21 protein-coding genes are annotated in these 21,728 nt (G+C 33.1%); 9 read left to right on the forward strand and 12 right to left on the reverse strand.

The annotated features are described in order from the left end of the window. The first annotated feature begins 436 nt into the window (after positions 1-436). The gene (locus AAGV28_RS11325; protein WP_373406921.1) at positions 437-1,477 is read left to right on the forward strand and encodes a glycoside hydrolase family 43 protein; all 1,041 of its coding nucleotides are present in this window, start codon (positions 437-439) and stop codon (positions 1,475-1,477) included. Between the two features lie 61 nt (positions 1,478-1,538). Here AAGV28_RS11325 and AAGV28_RS11330 read toward each other — a convergent pair whose 3' ends face one another. The 11 genes from AAGV28_RS11330 to AAGV28_RS11380 all read right to left on the reverse strand — a co-directional run bounded on the left by AAGV28_RS11330 (position 1,539) and on the right by AAGV28_RS11380 (position 12,691). Beyond that, the gene (locus AAGV28_RS11330) at positions 1,539-2,135 is read right to left on the reverse strand and encodes a hypothetical protein (RefSeq protein WP_373406922.1); all 597 of its coding nucleotides are present in this window, start codon (positions 2,133-2,135) and stop codon (positions 1,539-1,541) included. A gap of 181 nt (positions 2,136-2,316) precedes the next feature. After that, the gene (proC, locus tag AAGV28_RS11335; RefSeq protein ID WP_373406923.1) at positions 2,317-3,096 is read right to left on the reverse strand and encodes a pyrroline-5-carboxylate reductase; all 780 of its coding nucleotides are present in this window, start codon (positions 3,094-3,096) and stop codon (positions 2,317-2,319) included. Between the two features lie 21 nt (positions 3,097-3,117). After that, a complete protein-coding gene (gene mgtE / locus AAGV28_RS11340) occupies positions 3,118-4,470 on the reverse strand; it encodes a magnesium transporter (protein WP_373406924.1) in 1,353 nt (450 codons plus the stop codon). Continuing rightward, on the reverse strand, positions 4,460-5,239 hold the full coding sequence (gene rsmA, locus AAGV28_RS11345; RefSeq protein ID WP_373406925.1) for a 16S rRNA (adenine(1518)-N(6)/adenine(1519)-N(6))-dimethyltransferase RsmA: 780 nt from the start codon (positions 5,237-5,239) through the stop codon (positions 4,460-4,462). The genes mgtE and rsmA overlap by 11 nt, the downstream gene beginning before the upstream one ends. A 391-nt stretch (positions 5,240-5,630) precedes the next feature. Then, positions 5,631-5,942: a DUF4286 family protein gene (locus AAGV28_RS11350; RefSeq protein ID WP_373406926.1), complete on the reverse strand. Its 312-nt coding sequence runs from the start codon at positions 5,940-5,942 to the stop codon at positions 5,631-5,633. 134 nt (positions 5,943-6,076) lie between these two features. Next, positions 6,077-7,855, reverse strand: coding sequence for a tetratricopeptide repeat protein (locus tag AAGV28_RS11355; protein ID WP_373406927.1), 1,779 nt, complete (start codon positions 7,853-7,855; stop codon positions 6,077-6,079). Between the two features lie 122 nt (positions 7,856-7,977). Next, positions 7,978-9,249 (reverse strand): serine--tRNA ligase, encoded by a 1,272-nt coding sequence (gene serS / locus AAGV28_RS11360; RefSeq protein WP_373406928.1) that lies wholly within the window; start codon positions 9,247-9,249, stop codon positions 7,978-7,980. Between the two features lie 316 nt (positions 9,250-9,565). Then, positions 9,566-10,957, reverse strand: coding sequence for a sensor histidine kinase (locus AAGV28_RS11365; RefSeq protein WP_373406929.1), 1,392 nt, complete (start codon positions 10,955-10,957; stop codon positions 9,566-9,568). A 181-nt stretch (positions 10,958-11,138) separates the two neighbouring features. After that, complete coding sequence (locus tag AAGV28_RS11370; RefSeq protein ID WP_373406930.1) at positions 11,139-11,678, reverse strand: DMP19 family protein; 540 nt, start codon at positions 11,676-11,678, stop codon at positions 11,139-11,141. Between the two features lie 107 nt (positions 11,679-11,785). Beyond that, the gene (locus AAGV28_RS11375) at positions 11,786-11,956 is read right to left on the reverse strand and encodes a hypothetical protein (protein ID WP_373406931.1); all 171 of its coding nucleotides are present in this window, start codon (positions 11,954-11,956) and stop codon (positions 11,786-11,788) included. A gap of 129 nt (positions 11,957-12,085) precedes the next feature. Next, positions 12,086-12,691 (reverse strand): hypothetical protein, encoded by a 606-nt coding sequence (locus AAGV28_RS11380; protein WP_373406932.1) that lies wholly within the window; start codon positions 12,689-12,691, stop codon positions 12,086-12,088. Positions 12,692-12,966: 275 nt separating this feature from the next. On the opposite strand from AAGV28_RS11380, the gene metG reads away from it, so the two are divergent. The 5 genes from metG to AAGV28_RS11405 all read left to right on the forward strand — a co-directional run bounded on the left by metG (position 12,967) and on the right by AAGV28_RS11405 (position 18,366). Next, a complete protein-coding gene (gene metG, locus AAGV28_RS11385; RefSeq protein WP_373406933.1) occupies positions 12,967-15,027 on the forward strand; it encodes a methionine--tRNA ligase in 2,061 nt (686 codons plus the stop codon). 60 nt (positions 15,028-15,087) lie between these two features. After that, complete coding sequence (locus AAGV28_RS11390) at positions 15,088-15,774, forward strand: HAD family hydrolase (RefSeq protein WP_373406934.1); 687 nt, start codon at positions 15,088-15,090, stop codon at positions 15,772-15,774. A gap of 45 nt (positions 15,775-15,819) precedes the next feature. Beyond that, positions 15,820-17,325, forward strand: coding sequence for a hypothetical protein (locus AAGV28_RS11395; RefSeq protein ID WP_373406935.1), 1,506 nt, complete (start codon positions 15,820-15,822; stop codon positions 17,323-17,325). Between the two features lie 257 nt (positions 17,326-17,582). After that, positions 17,583-18,101: a ferritin gene (locus AAGV28_RS11400; RefSeq protein WP_373406936.1), complete on the forward strand. Its 519-nt coding sequence runs from the start codon at positions 17,583-17,585 to the stop codon at positions 18,099-18,101. 79 nt (positions 18,102-18,180) lie between these two features. Next, positions 18,181-18,366: a hypothetical protein gene (locus tag AAGV28_RS11405; protein WP_373406937.1), complete on the forward strand. Its 186-nt coding sequence runs from the start codon at positions 18,181-18,183 to the stop codon at positions 18,364-18,366. A 63-nt stretch (positions 18,367-18,429) separates the two neighbouring features. On the opposite strand, the gene AAGV28_RS11410 is transcribed toward AAGV28_RS11405, so the two are convergent. After that, on the reverse strand, positions 18,430-18,762 hold the full coding sequence (locus AAGV28_RS11410) for a single-stranded DNA-binding protein (RefSeq protein ID WP_373406938.1): 333 nt from the start codon (positions 18,760-18,762) through the stop codon (positions 18,430-18,432). A gap of 217 nt (positions 18,763-18,979) precedes the next feature. Between AAGV28_RS11410 and AAGV28_RS11415 the strand changes: the two genes are divergently transcribed. From AAGV28_RS11415 to AAGV28_RS11425, 3 genes are all read left to right on the forward strand, one after another. Next, complete coding sequence (locus AAGV28_RS11415; RefSeq protein WP_373406939.1) at positions 18,980-20,509, forward strand: carbon-nitrogen hydrolase family protein; 1,530 nt, start codon at positions 18,980-18,982, stop codon at positions 20,507-20,509. A 95-nt stretch (positions 20,510-20,604) separates the two neighbouring features. Continuing rightward, positions 20,605-21,348 carry a hypothetical protein gene (locus AAGV28_RS11420; RefSeq protein ID WP_373406940.1) on the forward strand — a complete coding sequence of 248 codons (744 nt, stop codon included), beginning with the start codon at positions 20,605-20,607 and terminating at the stop codon, positions 21,346-21,348. 12 nt (positions 21,349-21,360) lie between these two features. Continuing rightward, entirely contained in the window at positions 21,361-21,708 is a 348-nt protein-coding gene (locus AAGV28_RS11425; protein ID WP_373406941.1) for a hypothetical protein, read from the forward strand. Positions 21,709-21,728: the final 20 nt, after the last annotated feature.

Here is a 21,728-nt window from a genome sequence, read left to right on the forward strand (position 1 = left end):
TTCCGATACATTTTTTGTTAGTATCTTACCATTTTTTCGTCTCCAAATAGAAAACGAGAAATCTTGTCGTAAAACATGTTGAATAACTTTTTCATAATAATGCTTATTTAATGTTAGTTACTAATTAAACCATTAACAAGAAAAGTTAGGTGTAGACGGGGAATCGTTCTTTATAAAATTACGTCAATTTTTAATTTTATAAAAACAACTCAGCCTATTTTCGATATAAAGCTAATTTAACGGATAAACTGCATGATAATCAGTTAATTGAATTATTTTTTTTACAAATAAATTGATGTAAAACAGTAGGTTTAATTCGTATTTAAAAATTTTACAAAATAAACACGAAATAAACTATATTTACATTCTCGCTTACAAATGTGTATTTCACATTTAATTAAAGCCAATTTTATTACATTTATAAATGTCGATAACCATGATTTTTTTACGCCTGAGTATTCTATTAAGTTTCATTATCAGTACCATGACGGTTCATTCTCAAAAATTGAAAAAGAACCAATTCAATAATCCTTTAGCATTGCAACGGGCCGATCCATTTGTGACAAAAACCCCAGATGGAACTTATTATTTTATTGCCACCGCTCCAGAATACGATCGAATTGAAATACGCAGTTCTAAAACCATCAATGGTATTAAGGAAGCGAAGTCAGTTGTGGTATGGCGTAAACATAATAAAGGTGCTATGGGAAACCACATTTGGGCACCTGAATTGCATCGAATTGATGGGAAATGGTACATTTATTTTGCAGCAGGATCCGCCGAAGACAAATGGAAAATTCGCATGTATGCGTTGTCAAATCCATCCGAAGATCCAACCAAAGGAGAATGGAAGGAAGAAGGTCAGATTGTAACTAAAAAAGACGTTTTTGCTTTAGACGCCACTACTTTCGAGCATAACAAACAACGTTACCTTATTTGGGTGGATAGAGGGCCAGGAAATGTGGTAAATACTAGTTTGTACATTGCAAAAATGACCAGCCCAATTACAGTAGATGAAAAACAAGTGGTAATTAGTCAGCCCGATTACGATTGGGAAATGCACACATACAAAGTCAATGAAGGACCAGCAGTATTGATTAGAAACGGAAAGGTGTTTTTAACGTTCTCTGCTAGTGCTACTGATGCTACTTATTGTTTGGGTTTGCTTTGGGCAAAAGAAGGTGCTGATTTGCTTGATCCAGCTTCTTGGAACAAATTAGATAAACCGGTTTTCTTTACTAACGAAAAATTCAAACGTTACGGGCCAGGACACAACAGCTTTACCGTTGCTGAAGATGGTAAGACAGACGTAATGATTTACCACGCTCGTGATTACGAAAAAATAAAAGGGGATGCTTTATCAGACCCTAACCGTCATACTCGCGCCAGAGTTTTAAAATGGACTAAAGATGGGATGCCTGATTTTGGTCAAGACATGGATGATAATGATATGGCTTTGAAATCGAAGAAAAAATAATCTTAGTTTTTACTATATAAAAAAGGTTTTCTCAGGAAATGAGAAGACCTTTTTTATTTTCTTAAAATGTATATCCAAATCCTATACGCAAATAAGGAATGTATTGATTTCTTTTTTGGGCATCATCAACATTTTGAATATTGCCGTTAGTGTAGTTAGCTTTCAAATACACTATTCTATAACCTAATCCTAAGGCGGCTTCATAAGTAAAATGACTTCGTATTTGGCGTTTAATACCCCATGTTGGAATAATAGCCATATCTGCAGTTTTGGTTACATTATCATTTAGATTAACTACAAACCAATCTGGATGGTAACTTGTTCGAATAGAAAGATAGTTGCCACTATTCTTAGCTATATTTTTTCCTCTAGAATTCCTTTTTGCTAAATTGTAGTAATATCTTGGCTCTATCGTCAAAACGGGTTGTAGAATAAAACCTGTATCGCTATAATGATCACCAACAGTAAAATCATTTTCTAAACCTAACTCACTTCTGAAAGCGATACTATTAGATAATTTACTTTCATTATATATCCAAATCCCAACTCCTGAACCAATTCCAGCTTGTAAACTAAAAAATGATTTTTCAACACTGGCTTCTTGAGCACTTGCTTTTAGATTAAATCCTAAAATAAGTAGTATTATAATTTTTTTCATTTTTCAAATTCGGTATTGTTTTTTTAAAATTAAAAAACAAATATAAAAAATATATTACAAATGATTTGTTTGGGCTAAACTTATTTTTAAATTTTATCCGACAAGTAAATTTATGGTTATTTGTCAAAAAAAAGGGCTTCTCAAATTATCGAGAAGCCCTTTTTGTATTTTTAAGAAAGGATTAAATCCCTTTAATTTTCTTAACCGCAGCTTTAATTCCGCGAATTAATGACGAACTAAATCCGTGAGATTCCATTTCGCTCAATCCGGCAATGGTACAGCCTTGAGGAGTAGTTACTCTGTCGATTAATTGTTCTGGGTGAATTTGTTCTTCCATAACCATTTCAGCAGCTCCTTTTACCGTTTGGGCAGAAATAGCCAATGCCGTTTTCCAGTCAAATCCTATTTCAATTCCAGCTTGCATAGAGGCTCTAATGTAACGCAAAGCAAAAGCAGTTCCGCTTGCTGCTAAAACCGTAGCAGCATCCATTAATTTTTCGTCAATAACTGGAGCTGTTCCTAGATCTTTAAAGATAGTTACTAGTTTTTCTCCTTGTTCAGCATGTTTTTCATTGAAAGAAATACAAGTTGCCGAAGCGCCGTACTGCGCCGCAATATTAGGCATAATTCGAATGGCTTGGTGGTCTTCGCCAATTTTACTTTGAAGGGCTTCAATAGACAATCCGCTTACTCCAGATGCAATTATTTTATTTGAAATAACAGGAAGAATTTCTGCTAAAACAGTATCTACCTGATACGGTTTAATCGTTAAAATAATAATATCAGCCTGTTGTATGTTGTGTTTATTGTCTGAAGAAACGCTAACGCCTAATTTTTCTAAATATAAAATACTTGCGGTGTTTCTTCTGGTTACGGTAACTTGGTGTTCAGTTGAAAATTTAGCCATTCCTAATGCAATAGCAGCGCCTAAATTTCCTCCTCCAATAATATGTATATTCATATTCTTTATTATTTCTAATTATTAAAAACCTAAAATCATTTTGGCAATCGAAAAATAAATTAAGATTCCGCAAATGTCATTGCTTGTAGTGATAAATGGTCCGGTTGCCAGTGCGGGGTCAATTCCAAATTTATCTAACAACAACGGAATAAATGTTCCAATTAATGATGCGATTACAATTACTGATATAAGTGCAACGGTGACTATAAGACCAACGACAACCTCAACATTGAGTAAAAAATGGCTGCCAATAAATAAAATAGTGGCTAGGATAACGCCATTTAATAAACTCAACGAAACTTCTTTGATCAATCGGTTGAATAAGGATCCACTCAAAGTATCATTAGCCAAACCTTGTACAATAATTGCCGAAGATTGTACTCCAACATTTCCTGCCATTGCAGCAATTAGTGGGGTAAAAAAGAAAAGATTGCCATGTTCTAACATCGCCCCTTCAAATAATCCCAACACTCTTACCGTTATAAAACCACCTAATAATGCTAAAACCAACCAAGGCAAACGTGCTTTGGTCAGCTCCATGATACTGTCATCGGCTTCAACGTCTTGAGAGATACCCGCAGCCAACTGATAATCCTGATCGGCTTCATCCTTGATAACATCTAAGATATCATCAATAGTAATTCTACCCACTAAGCGTCCTAATTCGTCTACTACTGGAATAGCCTCTAAATCGTATTTTTGCATGATACGAGCTACTTCAACATCTTCGGCATCAACATTTACATAGTTGAGTTTTCGAATGTACACATCACTAATAGCGGTTTTGGTAGAAGTGGTCAATAAGTCTTTTAGTGATAATCGTCCTTTCAATCGGTCTTCATCATCTACCACATAAATAGAATGTACGCGAGAGATATTTTCAGCTTGGATACGCATTTCTTTTACACAGGTTAGTACATTCCAATTTTCATTGACTTTTACTAATTCCTTGTGCATGATTCCACCTGCCGTATCTTCTTTATAACGAAGTAAGTCGACAATATCTTTGGCATGCTCAACGTCTTGCAATTCTGATATTACTTCGGCTTTAATCTGTTGCGAAAGCTCGGCAATAATATCGGCAGCATCATTAGTTTCTAATTCGTCTAACTCTTCTGCGATTTCTTTTGGCGAAAGCCTACTCAATATGTTTTCACGCAAATCATCTTCTAATTCCAGAAGAATTTCTGCTGTTTTATCACTGTCTAAAACTTTAAAGATGTAGGTTGCATCGTCAAAATCAAGCTCGTCCAGAATTTCGGCAATATCAGCATGGTGAATATCATTCAGGATAACTTCCAGTTTATGGTCGTTTTTTTCTTGAATAAGTTCCTTTACTTCATGTATAAATTCCTTGCTGATTTTAAACTCCATCGGCTTCTATTTTTTGAGTAAGTTCAATAAATTGTGTTACATCCAGTTGCTCCGGACGAAGGTCAAAGATAGTATCTTCTCTTAACTTATCGGATAAATTCAATGTTTTTAAACTGTTACGTAACGTTTTGCGTCTTTGCTGAAAAGCTGTTTTTACTACTGTAAAGAATAGTTTTACACTACAAGGCAAACTATAATCTTCTTTTCTACGCATGCGCATCACGCCCGATTTTACCTTTGGAGGTGGATTAAAAACATGTTCATCTACGGTAAACAAATATTCGGTATCATAGAATGCTTGTGCCAAAACAGATAGAATTCCGTAGGCCTTACTTCCTTTTTTCTCGCAAATTCTTTCGGCCACTTCTTTTTGAAACATACCAGAGAATTCTGGAATCTGGTCTCTCAATTCTAAAGTTCTAAAAACAATTTGGGTTGAAATATTGTATGGAAAATTCCCGATTATAGCAAATTGCTTGTTTTCAAAAACTTCACTGATATTGTATTTCAAAAAATCCTGAGAAATAATTTTACCATGTAATTTTGGATAATTGGCTTCCAAATAAGTCACCGATTCGGTATCGATTTCAATTACATAAGTGGTGGTAGGTTTGTCCAACATATATTTGGTCAAAACCCCCATTCCTGGTCCTATTTCTAATATATCATCATATCCTTCTAAGCTTAAGGTGTCTGCAATAGCTTTTGCAATACTTTCGTCTTTTAAGAAATGCTGTCCGAGGTGTTTTTTGGCTTTTACTTTATCCATGTTGTTGTTGCGAGGCACGAAGCAATCTCGAGTGTTTTATTTAGTTTATTTTGCCACGAAGGCAAGAAAATTTAATTGGTTTTACATCAAGAAGTTTTTTAGACATTCTTGTATATAAAAGATTAGAAACGTATTTAAAGCAAAAGACACACCCTGGGACGCTGTTTTATTGCTAAAACTGTAGCGTGGTGTGTACTGTCGGTACAAATTTACCAAAAAAACATTCCAAACAGCAATAAATTATCTTTTTGTAAATGGGAATCATTATATCTATATCCAACGGATTAAAATCCGTTGCTACAATATGATTCGTTCCTACGGAACTTTACTTATTTCAAAGAGCCTTCGGCTCGATATATTTTGTAAGGCTGGACTTTAGTCCAGTTATTCTCTAGTGCTCCGAAATCACTTGTAGTTCCGTTTTAAAAGTGAGCATTTTTTCGCCAAAGAGTTTTTGCCCTTCCGCTTGAAATGTAGCGTCTTCTTCTTGATAGAATTTCTCTAAAGTAGCCAAACTATCGGTAGTAAATTGAGCTGAATAAGTCACACCGCCCATTTCTTCTTTTACTAAAACCCGAACTAATTTAGCGTTAGTAAATTTGCCCGTGGCAAGCATTTCAGGAATGTGTTTGTGTTGCATCCAAATCATCCATTGATCGTGAACGCTTTCGTGTATGTTAGTGGTAACGTTGTATAGTATCATTTTCTTTGTCTATTTGGTTAATCGGTTATTTAATTAAAATTACAAACCGATTACAATTATATTTATTAGTTAAATTGAGATTTGAATCTTAGAAATCTGCAATCAAAAATCGTTAATCTTCAATTAAAAATCTTTTAGAGGTTTTTATCTCCCCTTAACTCCCTATATTTCTTGCGGGCTTCGACAAAATAAATACTGTCCTGATGATTAAAAATAATCTTCTCATACAGTGGTTTTGCTTTTTCAGGCTCGCTTAATTTTTTGCTGTAGATTTCTGCCGAAAAAAACAGCGCTTCATCAATATAAATTCCGTCGCTATGCTGTTCCATTATTAATTGGTATTGGCTTAAAGCCAAATTGTATTCGCCTATTTTTTCATAGGTTTTTCCCAGTCGCAATTGTGTTACAGCTTCAATTTCTTGCTCTTTAAATGTTTTTAAAACCAGTTGAAATTGGGTAATGGCTTCCTGATCTCTATTTTGATACAATAAATAATCGCCTTTGGCAAAAGCCTTCAAAGCGGTTTGTGTCGAATCGGCTACGGTGTTGTCATTAATCAATAAAAAATATTCTAAGGCATCATTAGCAATCAACTGCGTGTTTGCCGATTTCATTTCCTTAAATTGTTTCAACGCCCAAGGAAAATCGCCTTTAAAATAACTCGTTTTAGCTGCTTTCAAACTCGCTTCATGAGCCACGACATCATTTTTTAAATCCATTTCAATTTGCGAATAATACAACAACGCCTGATTGAATTTTTCTTCGAAAAGCAAAATATCAGCCAGTTCCATTTTGGCCTGAGCCACTTCGTAATTATTCAGTTGCAAGTCCAAAGCTTTTTTTACAATTGCCTTGCCTTGTTCTGGTTTTTTTAGATTAAAAGCCACAAAATGTGCCTGAATCAGCTGCAAAGATAAGGTAAAAGGACTGATTTCATATTCTTTTAGTAAAGCCTCAATTTCGGAGTTGATGGTTGCGAAATCTTTTTCGGTAGCTTTTTTGATTTTTAGTTCTATCAAATAGGAATGTGCCTGAACTAATAATCCTAAATCTTTGGAGTTTTCAATTACAAAAGCTAGAATTTCCTGAGCTACTTCCTGATCGTCTTCTTCAATGGCTAAGTTTGCCAAATTCAGAATAGTAGAAAGTGACTCAGGATTGCGTTTGTAAATGGCTTTTTCCTGAATAAAAGCTTTCGAAAATTCTTTTTGTTGGACATAAAACCAACTCAAATACTGATTCCAAAACAAATCTTGATTTTTTTGAACTTTTAGAATTAAAGCTTTTCGCAAAGCATTGCTAAAACTCACATCTGTTTCATCCGTCATAAAACGCGACAATTGATTCTGAATCATTATAGAACTTTGAGGACTCGCAAAGGATTCGTCTAAGAAAGTATTAATCATCATTTCAAAATTGCCCAACTGTCCGTAAAGCAAACCTTGTTGGTAATTAAAATTGTAATTGGGCTGAATTTCGGTAGCGGTTTGATAGGCTTTTAAGGCATATTCTAATTGTACTTTTCGTTCAAAAGAACTAGAAATTCCATATACTTCATTTGGATTTTTACGAATGCGTTCTATAGCTTGGTCATAATAACTTTTAGCTTTTGCATCGTTTTTTTGCAATTGGTAATTATAACCTAATTCGACTAAAAGATTGCCCTGATTGTATTTGGTCAATCGGTTTTGGATGGCTTTTTCGGCAACATCAAACTGCTGTAATTGCTGGTAACAATCTATGGTTCGAAGAAAATATTGCATGTTTTGAGGAACGTTTTCTAACAATTCCTCATAACTGATTTTGGCTTTTTCAAAATCGCCTTTGTCGTAATAATACTGTGCTAATTGTTCGTTTTGAGAGAAACAAATTAATGAAAAAAACAAGGTGATATGTAGAAATAGTTTTTTCATTATTCATTTTTTTGCTAAACACAATTAGTTCAAAATTATTTAACCGCAAATTCGCAAATTTTATTTTATTAAACTTATTAAAAATAATTTGTGAATTTGCGGTAAATGAAAACAAACGAAAGTTAGTTTATAATATCAAATCCGCAGTACGGACGTAAAACTTCCGGAATTACAATTCCTTCTGGAGTTTGGTAATTTTCAAGAATTCCAGCTAAAACTCTAGGCAAAGCCAATGAACTTCCGTTTAGGGTGTGTGCCAATTGGTTTTTACCATCTTTATCTTTGAAACGTAATTTCAAACGATTTGCCTGGAAAGTTTCAAAGTTAGATACAGAAGAAATTTCTAACCAACGGTCTTGCGCTGTAGAAAACACTTCAAAGTCATAAGTCAAAGCCGATGTGAAACCCATATCGCCACCACAAAGACGCAAAATTCGGTATGGCAATTGCAACTCGTTTAAAATTTCTTTTACGTGTTCTACCATTCCGTCTAAGGCTTCATACGATTTTTCAGGATGCTCCACACGTACAATTTCTACTTTGTCAAATTGATGCAAACGGTTTAATCCACGAACGTGCGCTCCGTAAGAACCTGCCTCACGACGGAAACATGGTGTGTAAGCCGTTGTTAGAATTGGCAACTCATTTTCATTTAAGATTACATCTCTAAACAAGTTGGTTACAGGAACCTCAGCTGTAGGAATCAAATATAAATTATCCGTCGCATCATGGTACATTTGTCCTTCTTTGTCTGGCAATTGTCCTGTTCCATAAGCCGAAGCTTCGTTTACCATGTGAGGAACTTGCACTTCATTGTAACCAGCAGCGGTATTTTTATCTAAAAAATAATTGATTAAAGCACGTTGCAAACGCGCTCCTTTTCCTTTGTAAACTGGAAATCCAGCTCCTGTGATTTTATTTCCTAATTCGAAATCAATGATGTCGTATTTTTTCACCAATTCCCAGTGTGGTTGTGCTCCTTCGTGCAAAACCGGAACTTCGCCAGCTTCAAAAACATTTAGGTTATCGTCAGCCGATTTTCCTTCGGGAACAATATCCGCAGGAAGATTAGGTAAAGTGTATAGTTTTTCAGTAAGCTCGGCAGTAATTGCCTCAGCAGTTTCGGCTAGTCTCTTACTTTTTTCTTTATTACTAACAGTTTTTTCTTTTAAGATGGCGGCTTTGGCTTTTTCGCCTGCTTTCATCATTTCTCCAATGTCTTTGGATAATTTATTAGATTCGGCTAAAATGTTGTCTAATTCTACTTGCGTAGCACGACGACGCTCATCAAGTTCTACTACTTCTTCCACCGTAGTTTTAGCGTCTAGATTTCTTTTGGCTAAAGCTTCGATTACTTTTTCTTGATTTTCTCTAATAAATGCAATTTGTAACATAGTTGGATTTTTATAACTATAAAATTTCTAATAACGGTAGCAAATTTAAGGAAATGTTTGAGACTTATGAGACAAAGTTTTGAGGAAATGTTTTGTGAAAAAATATTTCGCAAAGTCGCACAAAGTTAACACGGAGATTCGCAAAGTTTAATTTAAAAATTCTTTGTGAGTCTTTGTTTTTTTTTCTTTGAGTATCTCTGTGGAATTTAAAAAAACAATGTTGCAAAGTTGCGCAAAGTTTTCATTGATACTTGCAAAGTTTAATTAAAATTTGTTGAGACGCTTTGTGTGATAAAAGGTGTTTTCAAGGCAAAAATTAAATAGGATTAGGAATGGTAAACTTAAAATTACTTCCCTTACCAATTTCACTTTCCACCCAAATTTTACCACCATGTTTTTCAATAAAATCTTTACATAACATCAACCCTAAGCCTGTTCCAGTTTCATCATTGGTTCCAGAAGTTGTGTTTTTATGATTGATTGCAAATAGATTGGTGATTGTTTCAGCAGCTATACCAATGCCGTTATCTTGTACAGAAAATACAATTTGATGGTTTTCTTTTGTCATAGAGAGTTTGACTTCTCCGTTGGTTTTAGTAAATTTTATGGCATTCGAGATTAAATTTCGAAAAACAGTTTCTAGCATATTCTTGTCGGCAAAAGCATATTCACCGTTTATGATTTCAGATTGGATACTGATGTTTTTATTTTTAGCAATATTAACTAAGAGACTCATTGTTTTATCTATAATTGGACTTATTTGAATTTTTTTAGGACTAAATTCTAGGTTTCCTGTTTGAGATTGAGCCCAGGTTAAAAGATTGTCCAGTAAGGAATAGGCGTTTTTTGAAGATTGATGAATGAGATGGACAAACTCGTTAGTTTCTTTAGCGTCTAATTGATGATTTTTTTCCAATAGTAATTCTGTAAGTCCAATAATTCCATTGAAGGGGCTTCTTAGATCGTGGGCAATGATGGAAAAGAATTTGTCTTTGTCATCCAGTAATTTTTTGATTTGTATTTCTTTTTCTTCTTGTAATAAAAGCAAATAACCCACTCCACTAATAATCATCATTAGAAATATAATCAAAAAGATGATTTTTTGCGCAGGATCTATCGAGTACAGCGTTGTTGAGGTTTTGAAAAGAGGATATATAGTTCTGAAAGTCAATACTGCTAATAATATGATGTAATTAAAACCCAATATTTTTTTGAATAAACTGCTTCGTGTTTCTGTTAAGAATCGCAAAGTGGGAATAATCAACAGTATGAAAATAGAGAGCGATGCTAATGCTATACGAATGTTGTCTTTAGATTTGATCCATACAGCACAATAAAAACACATAAGTACAATTGCTAGTAGTATGGTTTGTATTCGATAGGCTTTTTTAGATTTGTCTTTTACCATCATTAACATAGCAATGGATTCCAGATAATAACTAGTAAGGACTAATGTATTGGGGATGATGATATTTATTGGGTTGAATGTGGCGGTATCCGTTCGAAGGAAAAAAGCCAACCACGCAAAGGACTGAAAGATTTTAGAAAAACCAAATATTAATAAATGAGTTTTGTTATCCTTGCTAAAAAGGGAAAAACGAAAGGTAAAAACTAAAGTAGCTAAAGCAAAATTACCCCAGAATAATAATCCCATTGTATTGCGAATATCCAATACAAATAATTTTGAAAATTGATTCAGGCATTCCATAAGCTATCTCAAGTTTGTTCTAATTGTCTAAGAATCTAATTAATACAAAAATATATTTATTTTGATAGTATTTAAAAAAAGTAGGAATTTATTTTTACATCAGGAGCTAATTTATTTAAAAAATTGAAATTTTATTTCTTAGGACTTTGTTTTAAATGATTTAATTATACTTTAGCCAAAATCATGCTCTTTTAATTTCACGACCTATAAAATCTTCTAATCTAGTAAACATATCGTCAACCGAAAGGACTTCGGTGTCGGGATGGTTTTTTAAGAAAGCCGCATTGAGTACTATTATATTTTCTTCCAATTCAAAAAAAGTATCGTTGTTCAATACATCCCGAGTGGGATTAACACCTTCTAGTTTGCCTTGCAAAAATTTATTCAGTTTTACACTGCTCATCAAACGGACTTTTTTAGCCTGTTGTTGGAATAACTCTAAATGTTTTTCGGCGCCAATAATTTGCAAACCTTCTTCAATCAATTCATTCAATTCTTTGTTCCAGCCTGATTTGTAAACAAATTGCGCAAAATTACCTTCAATGTGTTGCGCGACATAGTAATCTAAATAATAACTCATTAAAGCATCTTCATGAATCAAATCGTCGTCAATTTTTTCCTCACGCATTAAATTAATTACCGAAATGTTTGAATTGATAATGTCTTGTGGATTTTCGCTTTTGGCTGCGTTTTCTGAGATGATGATTTTGCCGAATTCCATTATGAGTTTTTTAAGGAGTAGTTTGCAAATTTCGGTGAAATAATTGAGTTTGTTTTGTTTTTAACCACAAATTACACGAATTGACACGGATTTTTCAATGCCAAAAATCATTCAGCACTAGATTCATCATTTTTCTTTTGCTGATTCACTTTGGCAACCAAAGCTTTCAATCGTGCTGCTTTTGCTACTTTTTTTTCTTGCAGTTTCGTTTTTTTCCGATTCAATAATTTGGTATGTAAAGCCTTGTTCTTGGTGTTTTTTTCGGGTCCTTTGGGCATGGTTTACTATCTTTAAATCTGTTTGTAAAGATATAGAAAATCGATTTCTTATATTAATTTTTCTTTTAATGAAGAATAAATCATTCTACATGATACCGCTATTTTAATACTACATAGCTATAATAAAAACTAATATTCTTTATGGTATCCTATTCCTAAAGAAATTCCCAAACCAATGAAAGTAGTTTTGGAAACATTGCCAATAAATTTAAAACCCACGCTATTCCCAAAACTAGTATTTTTTGTAACTGGTATCACTCCATAAATTCTATAGGGTTCTTTATTTCTTTTAAACCAATTGATATCTATTTGAAAAGGAAATCCAAGTGCATGAGAACTATCAAAATAGTAATTATTATTTTCATCTACTTTCTTAATTTCTCTTTTTATTGAGGCTAAGCCTACTGAAAAGCTCCAGGCTTTATTAGTATGAATATATCTTTTGCCTGCCAAAATCCCATATTCTGTAATGATTTCCTTGGTGTCTAAATAAGGTATTGGCAAAAATGGAGAGACATATGACAATTTTGAATTAGAAAATTGTGTAGTTCTTAAAGTAAATAAATTTTCTTTTTTTTGGTAATTTAGAGAACCCCCAATCATAAATCCACTAGAATTACCTCCAGCAAAACCAAAATTTCCATCAAAATAGATAATCGGATTTGTTTTTTCTTGTGCATGAGTTTCGAAAATCGCCATACAAAAAAACAAAATAATCAAAGTAGTTTTTTTCATTTTAACAAGAATTAACTTTTTACAAATAAACAAATACTTTGTGTTGATTTGACAAGAACTTGAAAAATAACACAATAATAAACTAAATTTATTTTTAAAACCCAAATTCCTAGCCTCTACCTATCTGCAGACACGCAGGTAGTTGTGAAAATCCTTTTGTACCGATGTTCGGCACAAAAGATTGTAACGAATAGCGGGACATCGAAGATTCAGCGAAGCTAAATAGCCCCAAATAAAATTGGATTCCTTATTTTTGCAGCCAATTAATTTGAATTATGCTACAGAATCCAGAAAGATATACCATTACGGCGGCGTTGCCTTATACTAACGGACCCATACATATTGGGCATTTGGCGGGAGTTTATGTTCCTGCAGACATTTATTCGCGTTATTTGCGTTTGCAAGGAAGAGACGTTTTGTTTGTTTGCGGAAGCGATGAGCACGGAGTTGCCATTTCGATGAAAGCCAAAAAAGAAGGAATTACTCCTCAGCAAGTTATCGATAAATACGATGGAATTATCCGTAAATCGTTCTCTGATTTTGGAATTGCATTTGATAATTATTCTCGAACTTCGGCTAAGATTCACCACGAAACGGCTTCAGAGTTCTTTAAAAAATTATATGAAAAAGGGGATTTTATCGAAGAAGTAACCGAACAATTGTATGATGCTAAAGCAGATCAATTCTTGGCAGACCGTTTTGTTGTTGGAACTTGCCCGAAATGCGGCAACGAAGAAGCGTATGGCGATCAATGCGAAAAATGTGGTTCGACTTTGAATGCCACCGATTTGATTAATCCAAAATCGACTATTACAGGAGAAACTCCTATTTTGAAATCGACAAAACACTGGTTTTTACCATTGGACAGATACGATGCATTTTTGAGAGAATGGATTCTTGAAGGACACAAAAACGACTGGAAACCGAATGTTTACGGACAAGTAAAATCCTGGATCGATGGTGGATTAGAACCTCGTGCGGTAACTCGCGATTTAGATTGGGGAATTGATGTTCCTGTAGAAGGTGCCGAAGGAAAAAAATTATACGTTTGGTTTGATGCGCCAATTGGTTACATTTCGTCAACCAAAGAATGGGCTGCGAGAGAAGGAAAAGATTGGGAACCGTATTGGAAAGATGAAAAAACGAAATTAGTTCACTTCATCGGGAAAGACAATATTGTTTTCCATTGCGTGATTTTTCCAGCAATGTTAAAAGCCGAAGGAAGTTATATTTTACCTGACAATGTGCCTGCAAATGAGTTCTTGAACTTGGAAGGGAATAAATTATCGACTTCTAAAAACTGGGCGGTTTGGTTGCACGAATATTTGGAAGAATTCCCAAATCAGCAGGATGTTTTGCGATATGCTTTGACTTCGAATGCTCCTGAAACTAAGGATAATGACTTTACCTGGAAAGATTTTCAGGCTAGAAATAACAACGAATTAGTAGCTATTTTTGGAAACTTCATCAATCGTGTAGTAGTTTTAACCAATAAATATTACGAAGGAATTGTTCCTGCTCCAAACGAATTTTCAGAAGTAGATGAACAAACTTTAGCAGAATTAAAAGCCTATCCAGCTGTGATTTCGAGTTCACTGGAAAGATACAGATTCCGTGAAGCTTTAGGCGAAATGATGAATGTAGCTCGTTTAGGAAATAAATATTTGGCTGACGAAGAGCCTTGGAAAATGGTTAAAACAGATTCTGAACGTGTAAAAACCCAAATGTATGTGGCTTTGCAAATTGCTGCTGCTTTGAGTTCACTTTGCGAACCATTTTTACCTTTTACTGCTACAAAATTGACTCGCATCTTAAAAATCAAAGATAAATTAAACTGGAATACAATTGCTGAAACTTCAGATTTGCTTCCTGCAAATCACCAAATTGGTGAAGCCGAATTGTTGTTTTCTAAAATTGAAGACGAAGAAATTCAGAAACAAATAGAAAAACTAGAAGCGACTAAAACAGCCAATATTGCTGAAAACAAAAAAGCAGAACCACAAAAAGATTTGATTCAGTTTGAGGATTTCGCTAAAATGGATTTGCGTGTTGGAACCATTTTAGAAGCCGAAAAAATGCCAAAAGCGAACAAGCTTTTAATTTTAAAAGTGGATACCGGAATTGATGTTCGTACGATTGTTTCTGGAATTGCCGAAAGCTTTAAACCAGAAGACATCATCGGAAAACGTGTGACTGTTTTAGTGAATTTGGCTCCAAGAAATCTTCGCGGTGTAGAAAGTCAAGGAATGATTTTGATGACCAATAACGCCGAAGGAAAATTGGTTTTCGTGAATCCAGATACGGATGGTGTTGGGAATGGAGAGACGATAAATTAAAAATTAGATAAAAAACTCTATCCCGGTTTTAAACCCTGATAGAGTTAAATAAACAATACAATGAACCTAAAAGTAATTGCTTTCGACGCTGATGATACGCTATTTGTGAATGAAACTTATTTTCTAGAAACCGAAGAAAAGTTTTGTGAATTAATGTGTGATTATCTTTCGCACAAAGGAATTGCGCAGGAGCTTTTTAGAATTGAAATCTATAATTTAAAAATTTACGGTTACGGTATCAAAGCTTATATTCTTTCGATGATTGAAGCGGCAATGACTATTTCAAACAATACCATTCCAGTTGAGGTTATTGAAAAAATCATTCAGTATGGGAAAGAATTATTAGAAAAACCCATCGTTCTTTTAGATGGAGTAGAGGAAACTTTGGAAGCTCTGCATGGAAAATACAAATTGGTTGTGGCTACCAAAGGTGATTTGCTAGATCAAAGACGTAAATTACACAATTCAGGATTAGGGAAATATTTTCACCATATCGAAGTGATGTCTGACAAACAGGAACAGGATTATCTGGATTTGATTAAACGTTTGGAAATTCAACCTTCTGAGTTTTTCATGATTGGAAATTCTTTAAAATCAGATGTTTTACCTGTTTTAGCCATTGGCGGACACGCTGCACATGTGCCATTTCACACTACTTGGGCACATGAGAAAATTGATCATGAAGTAAGACATGAAAACTTTAGTGCCTTTGAAAAAATTACTGAGGTTTTGAAAAAATTAAAATAATAAGAAAAACTAAAAAACTGGAATAGTTATTGTGCGTAAAAACACATGAAAAAATTATTCCAGTTTCTGTTTGTGTTTTATTCATCAATACTGTTAAGTCAAACAGTATTGACTTCTCATCCTATAGATTTTAAAAAATCAAATGAAAATAAAGCGAAACTAAATATTGAGAAATTAAGAACACTTGATGAAGTGCTTCTCTCTGCAACATCTGATTTTAAAAATTCGAAAGAAAACAATCAAATTCTAAATATTGAAAATGAAAATACCCATGAAGTATTTGTTTTTATCAAGGACAGCGAGAAGATTACGATTCTAAAATACAATCGTGCCTTATTTTTAAATAGCGAATATGTCTTTCCGCTGCAAAATTTAGAAGACGTACAATTAACCGGATGCAGTTTTAGTAAAAATGGAAAGCTAAACCTTTATCTATCGCCTATTTTACCTGGCAATAAAGCTCCATTAGCTTTTATTTTAACTTTAAAATTTGATTTAGAAAATAAAACGCATACACTTTACAGCACTAAACTACCTCCTACCGAGGTTGTTGTAACAACTTTCCAAATGAATAATTCCTTTCATATTTTGGCACAGCATCGCATTATGCAGACATTGATTGTCTACAGTTTTGAGGAACCTAAAGTCGCTAAGAAAGTTTTTGATTTATCCTCTTTTACTTTTCAGGATAAAAATGGTAAAATGCAAAACTTTAATAGCCTTACAAATGCTTATCCAATTGAAAAAATGGACGTTAATGACTATAATCTATTGGATAAAACGGCTCAGAAAAGCAAGGTTTATATCCAGAATAATCACATTGTTCTAACCTTAGATTACAGCCCTAAAAATACGCAGGCCTTTGATCTTAATTTGGAAAATGGTTATTTATCTGAAAAGAACTTCCCCCAATCTGTTCTTCAGGATGCAAAGAAAAAGAGTAATTCCTTTTATCACCGCGGAAAACTGTATCAGATTAATGTAAGCGAATCTGAACTTTCATTGGACATAAAAGATTTTAATTCAGGAGAAACACTTAAAAAAACTCGTGTTTTAAATGAAAGTGATCAAGAATTTAAAAACATTCCTCTTTTCATTCAAAAAGATTCCAGAAAACCTAAAGACATCAAAAAACCAAAACAATTTTTACAGCATCTGAATGATTTAGATGTAGGACTGACCGTTTATAATACTAAAAGAAAAACTTATATTTCTATAGGAGGAATTCCAATGGCAGAAAATAAAGAAAATCTTTTTCAAGCTAATGCATCTTATAACAGTTTCCTTTATGACGAGTTTTCGGATATAGATTTTGCGCCAATTTATCATTTTAAATATGCTTATTTTGAGAGTATTCTGGATCAAAATCTCGAGCTTGTTGCTCGTGAAGAAACACCTCTTGCTATTGATAAGCTTCACTATTTTGTTAACACTACTAAAAAGACAACACTAACAAGTGTTTTAAAATATAAGGATTATTACATTTTAGGCTATTACGATAAAAAGTCAAAACAATATATAATGCGTAAATTTACTGACGGATTCAATTGATAAAAACAGTGGGTATAGACCACAAATCCATGATTTATTTTTAAAATCTTCTCATAATAGATGAAAATCTCATTGATTTCAAAAAAATCACTGAAATCATGCCATGATTACAGTAAGCCAATCTGAATTTATTTACTTTTTTAAAGACTTAGATTCAATTAAAACTACTGTTAAATAAAAATCAAATAGGGTTTTATACAAGATTTTTATACGATTTTTAGTAACTTTACCTCACGTTTAACAAAAAACTCACGATTATGTTATCTAAAAATATAGAAACCGCATTAAACAAACAAATCCGCATTGAGGCTGAATCTTCTCAAACTTATTTATCTATGGCTTGTTGGGCTGAAGTAAATGGCTTGGAAGGAATTTCACAATTCATGTATACTCAATCTGATGAAGAGCGTGCACACATGCTTAAATTAATTAAATATGTAAACGAGCGTGGCGGCCACGCACAAATTACCGATTTAAGAGCGCCTAAAACTAGCTACACTACTTTTAAAGAAATGTTTGAAGCCTTGTATGAGCATGAAATTTTTGTTTCGGATTCAATTAACGAATTAGTTCATATTACTTTTGAAGAAAAAGATTATGCTACACATAATTTCTTACAATGGTATGTGTCAGAGCAAATTGAAGAAGAAGCTACAGCAAAAACAATTTTGGATAAAATTAACTTGATTGGTGATGATAAAGGAGGATTGTACCTGTTTGATCGCGACATTCAGCAATTAACAGTAACAAGCTCTGTTGCTATAAATCCAAAATAAAAAAGTTAAAGTTTATTTAGAATATATAAAAATAATAATTTTTCTTTTATATTTGTCTCAGTTTTAAACTCGTACAAAGGTGAGCAAGAAAGATAAAGAAAAAGACAAGAAAAGTAAGAAGAAAGACAAAAAGAAAAAAGAAGCTCTTAATGTCATTAAAAAAGTGGAAAACTGTAAATCTTCTTGTTGTGAAAAATTCAAAAAGTCAGAAAACAAGCGTTGCAAACGTTGTCCAATGTATGATTTGATTAAAAAAGTAGCTTAAATTTATATATAAAAACCCATTCGCCACGGCGAATGGGTTTTCTGTTTAAATTCAAGTTTTAAACTATTTTCCTAAAAGCAACACTTCATTGACAACCACTTCAGTAACATAGCGTTTTTCACCATTTTTATCTTCATAGCTGCGGTGTGTCAATTTGCCTTCTATGGCAATTTCTTTTCCTTTGGTTGCATATTTTTCGATAATTTCGGCTGTTTTTCCCCAGGCTACTAAACGATGCCATTGGGTTTCTTCTACTTTTTCTCCTTTATCGTTCTTGTAACTTTCATTAGTAGCCAATGTGAAATTGGCTAACTTTTTACCTCCGTCAAAATTTTTGATTTCTGGATCATTTCCTAAATGTCCAATCAACTGTACTTTGTTTCTTAATGCATTCATGGCGTATAAAATTTAATTGTTAATGAATAAAATTGATTTCAAAATTGTTATTTGTATTGAAATTGTCATTGCTATTGTTGCTTTTCGACGGTACAAAGTTGCAAACAACGCAATGCTTTATTCGGTTGATAGTTACTTACTTTCGGTTGTAAATATTTGTAAACGTTTGTAAACGGATAATGTTTTTTTTGTATCTTGCAGAAAATCAAAATGTTTTATGCAAGCAGAAATCAACAAAGTTGAACTAAGGAATCTAAAAATAGCAGACTACAAAGAATTAAAAAATTCGATGATCGAATCCTATCCAGAAATGGTAGACGATTACTGGAAAGAAGCCGATATTAAAAAATTACTCAAAATATTTCCCGAAGGACAACTGGTTATTCTGGTAGATGACATCGTGGTGGGCTCGGCTTTATCACTTATTTTAGATGAGGATTTGGTCGAAAAAAACCATGATTATGCTAAAATTACCGGTAATTATACTTTTTCAACACATACACCTACGGGTGAAGTTTTATACGGAATAGATGTTTTTGTGGTGCCAAAATACCGTGGTTTGCGTTTAGGACGCCGTTTGTATGATGCACGAAAAGAAATTTGCGAACAATTGAATCTAAAATCCATTGTGTTTGCAGGACGAATTCCGAATTACAGTCAATATGCTCAAGAACTCACGCCTAAAGCTTATATTGACAAAGTAAAAAGAAAAGAAATTCACGATCCTGTTTTGTCGTTTCAGTTGAGTAATGAGTTTCACGTGATGCGAATCATGAAAAACTATCTTGAAGGCGATAGAAAATCCAAAGAGTTTGCGGTTTTATTAGAATGGAACAATATTTATTATGATGAAAGTCCGCAAATTATCAATATTACTAAAAGCGTCATTCGACTGGGTTTGATTCAGTGGCAAATGCGACCTCTGGGAAATTTAGAAGCCTTGTTTGAACAATCGGAATTTTTTATTGATGCCGTTTCTGGTTACGGTAGTGATTTTGCCGTTTTCCCCGAATTGTTTATTGCACCTTTAATGGCTGATTATAATCATTTATCTGAAGCAGATGCCATTCGGGAATTGGCTAAATACGCCGAACCTATTAGGAAACGTTTTCAAGAATTAGCCATTTCTTATAATATCAACATTATAACGGGAAGTATGCCTCATTTAATTGACGGAACCTTATACAATTCAGGGTTTTTATGCAAAAGAGATGGTACTTATGAAACTTATACAAAAATACACATTACGCCAAACGAAGTTTTTCATTGGGGAATTACAGGAGGAAATGGCATTCAAACTTTTGATACTGATTGTGGGAAAATAGGAATTATCATTTGTTATGATGTTGAATTCCCTGAATTATCGAGATTAATGGCCGATGAAGGCATGAATATTTTATTTGTTCCTTTTTTGACTGATACACAAAATGCTTATACCAGAGTCAAACATTGTGCGCAAGCCAGAGCGATAGAAAACGAATGTTATGTAGCTATTGCGGGTTGTGTGGGGAATTTACCAAAAGTGAATAACATGGATATCCAATATGCGCAATCGGCTGTTTTTACACCATCTGATTTTGCTTTTCCAAGTAACGGAATCAAAGCCGAAACTACTCCTAATACCGAAATGACTTTGATTGTGGATGTCGATTTGGATTTATTAAAAGAATTACACGAACATGGAAGTGTGAAAATTCTAAAAGACCGTCGTCATGATTTGTATCGAATTAAAAAAGGAAGAAGTTAAATGTGAAAAACAAGCCATCTGACTTTAAAACAATTAAAAGTTACGATAGATAACATAAAACATTGATTTTTAAGAAATGCAAAAAAGGTTAAATTATGAGAGAAATTATTAAAATAGGTAAGCAAGAATTTAAATTTAAAAAAGATGCCTTACTTTATTATAAGAGTATTTTAAATTCATACCATTTCGAAGAATTACTAAATAAAGAACACTTTAATGATATATTGAGTTTGTTAGAATATGATTATGCTTTTGAGATAGAAAAATACAGAAGACAGGGGCAAAAGGCATATAACATAATCGAATATTCTAAAATAAAAAATATTAAAATCAGTAAAGTTCAATTCAATACCAAATGTTTTGAACTTCTTTTTGAAGATTCATCAAGCAAACAGATTTCGTATACTTACATTATTAATCGACCAAAAATTACAGCAGATTCAACTTTTAATATTGCCTGTAGAAATACAATCATTAAAGATATGAATTTGGTAAAAAGAAAATATTTTGAAACCCATTCCATTAATGGACAAGTAAAATGTCAGGAAACAAATGAATTTTCGAAATGGGAAGATTTAGTAGTTGATCATAGACAGCCCAATACATTCTCAATAATTGTGGATCGTTTTAAAGAAGTAAGCAAAATTGATTTAGAGAAAATTGAATATTTTACAGATGCAAATAATTTTCTTCTATTTAAGAATGAAGAACTAAAAGAAGATTTTAGAAATTATCATAAACAGAAAGCGACATTACGAGTTGTTAAAAAAGAATGTAATTCAAGTAGGGCTGGAATGGCGAAAATCAAAAAAAACACAAAAGATTTATCAATTGATTAATATATACTAAATATGAAAAACTGTTTAGAATGTGATGAAAAAATTATAGGTCGGGAAGACAAGAAATTTTGCAGTGATGGTTGTAGGAACGCCTACAATAACAAGATCAATAAAGACAGCAATAATTTTATGCGGAATGTCAATAACAAATTGCGCAAAAATTATCGAATTCTCTGTGAATTGAATGTGGAAGGAAAATCCAAAACAACCAAAACAAAATTACTAAGTAAAGGATTTGATTTTGATTTTTTTACTAATATTCTAAAAACCAAAACAGGAAACACCTACTACTTCCTATATGATCAAGGGTATATGTTATTAGAAAACGATTTGTATATCCTTGTAAAAAAAGACAATTAGTAATCTCTCCCAAATTTACC

It is taken from the genome of Flavobacterium zubiriense (assembly GCF_041729725.1).
GTDB lineage: Bacteria > Bacteroidota > Bacteroidia > Flavobacteriales > Flavobacteriaceae > Flavobacterium > Flavobacterium zubiriense.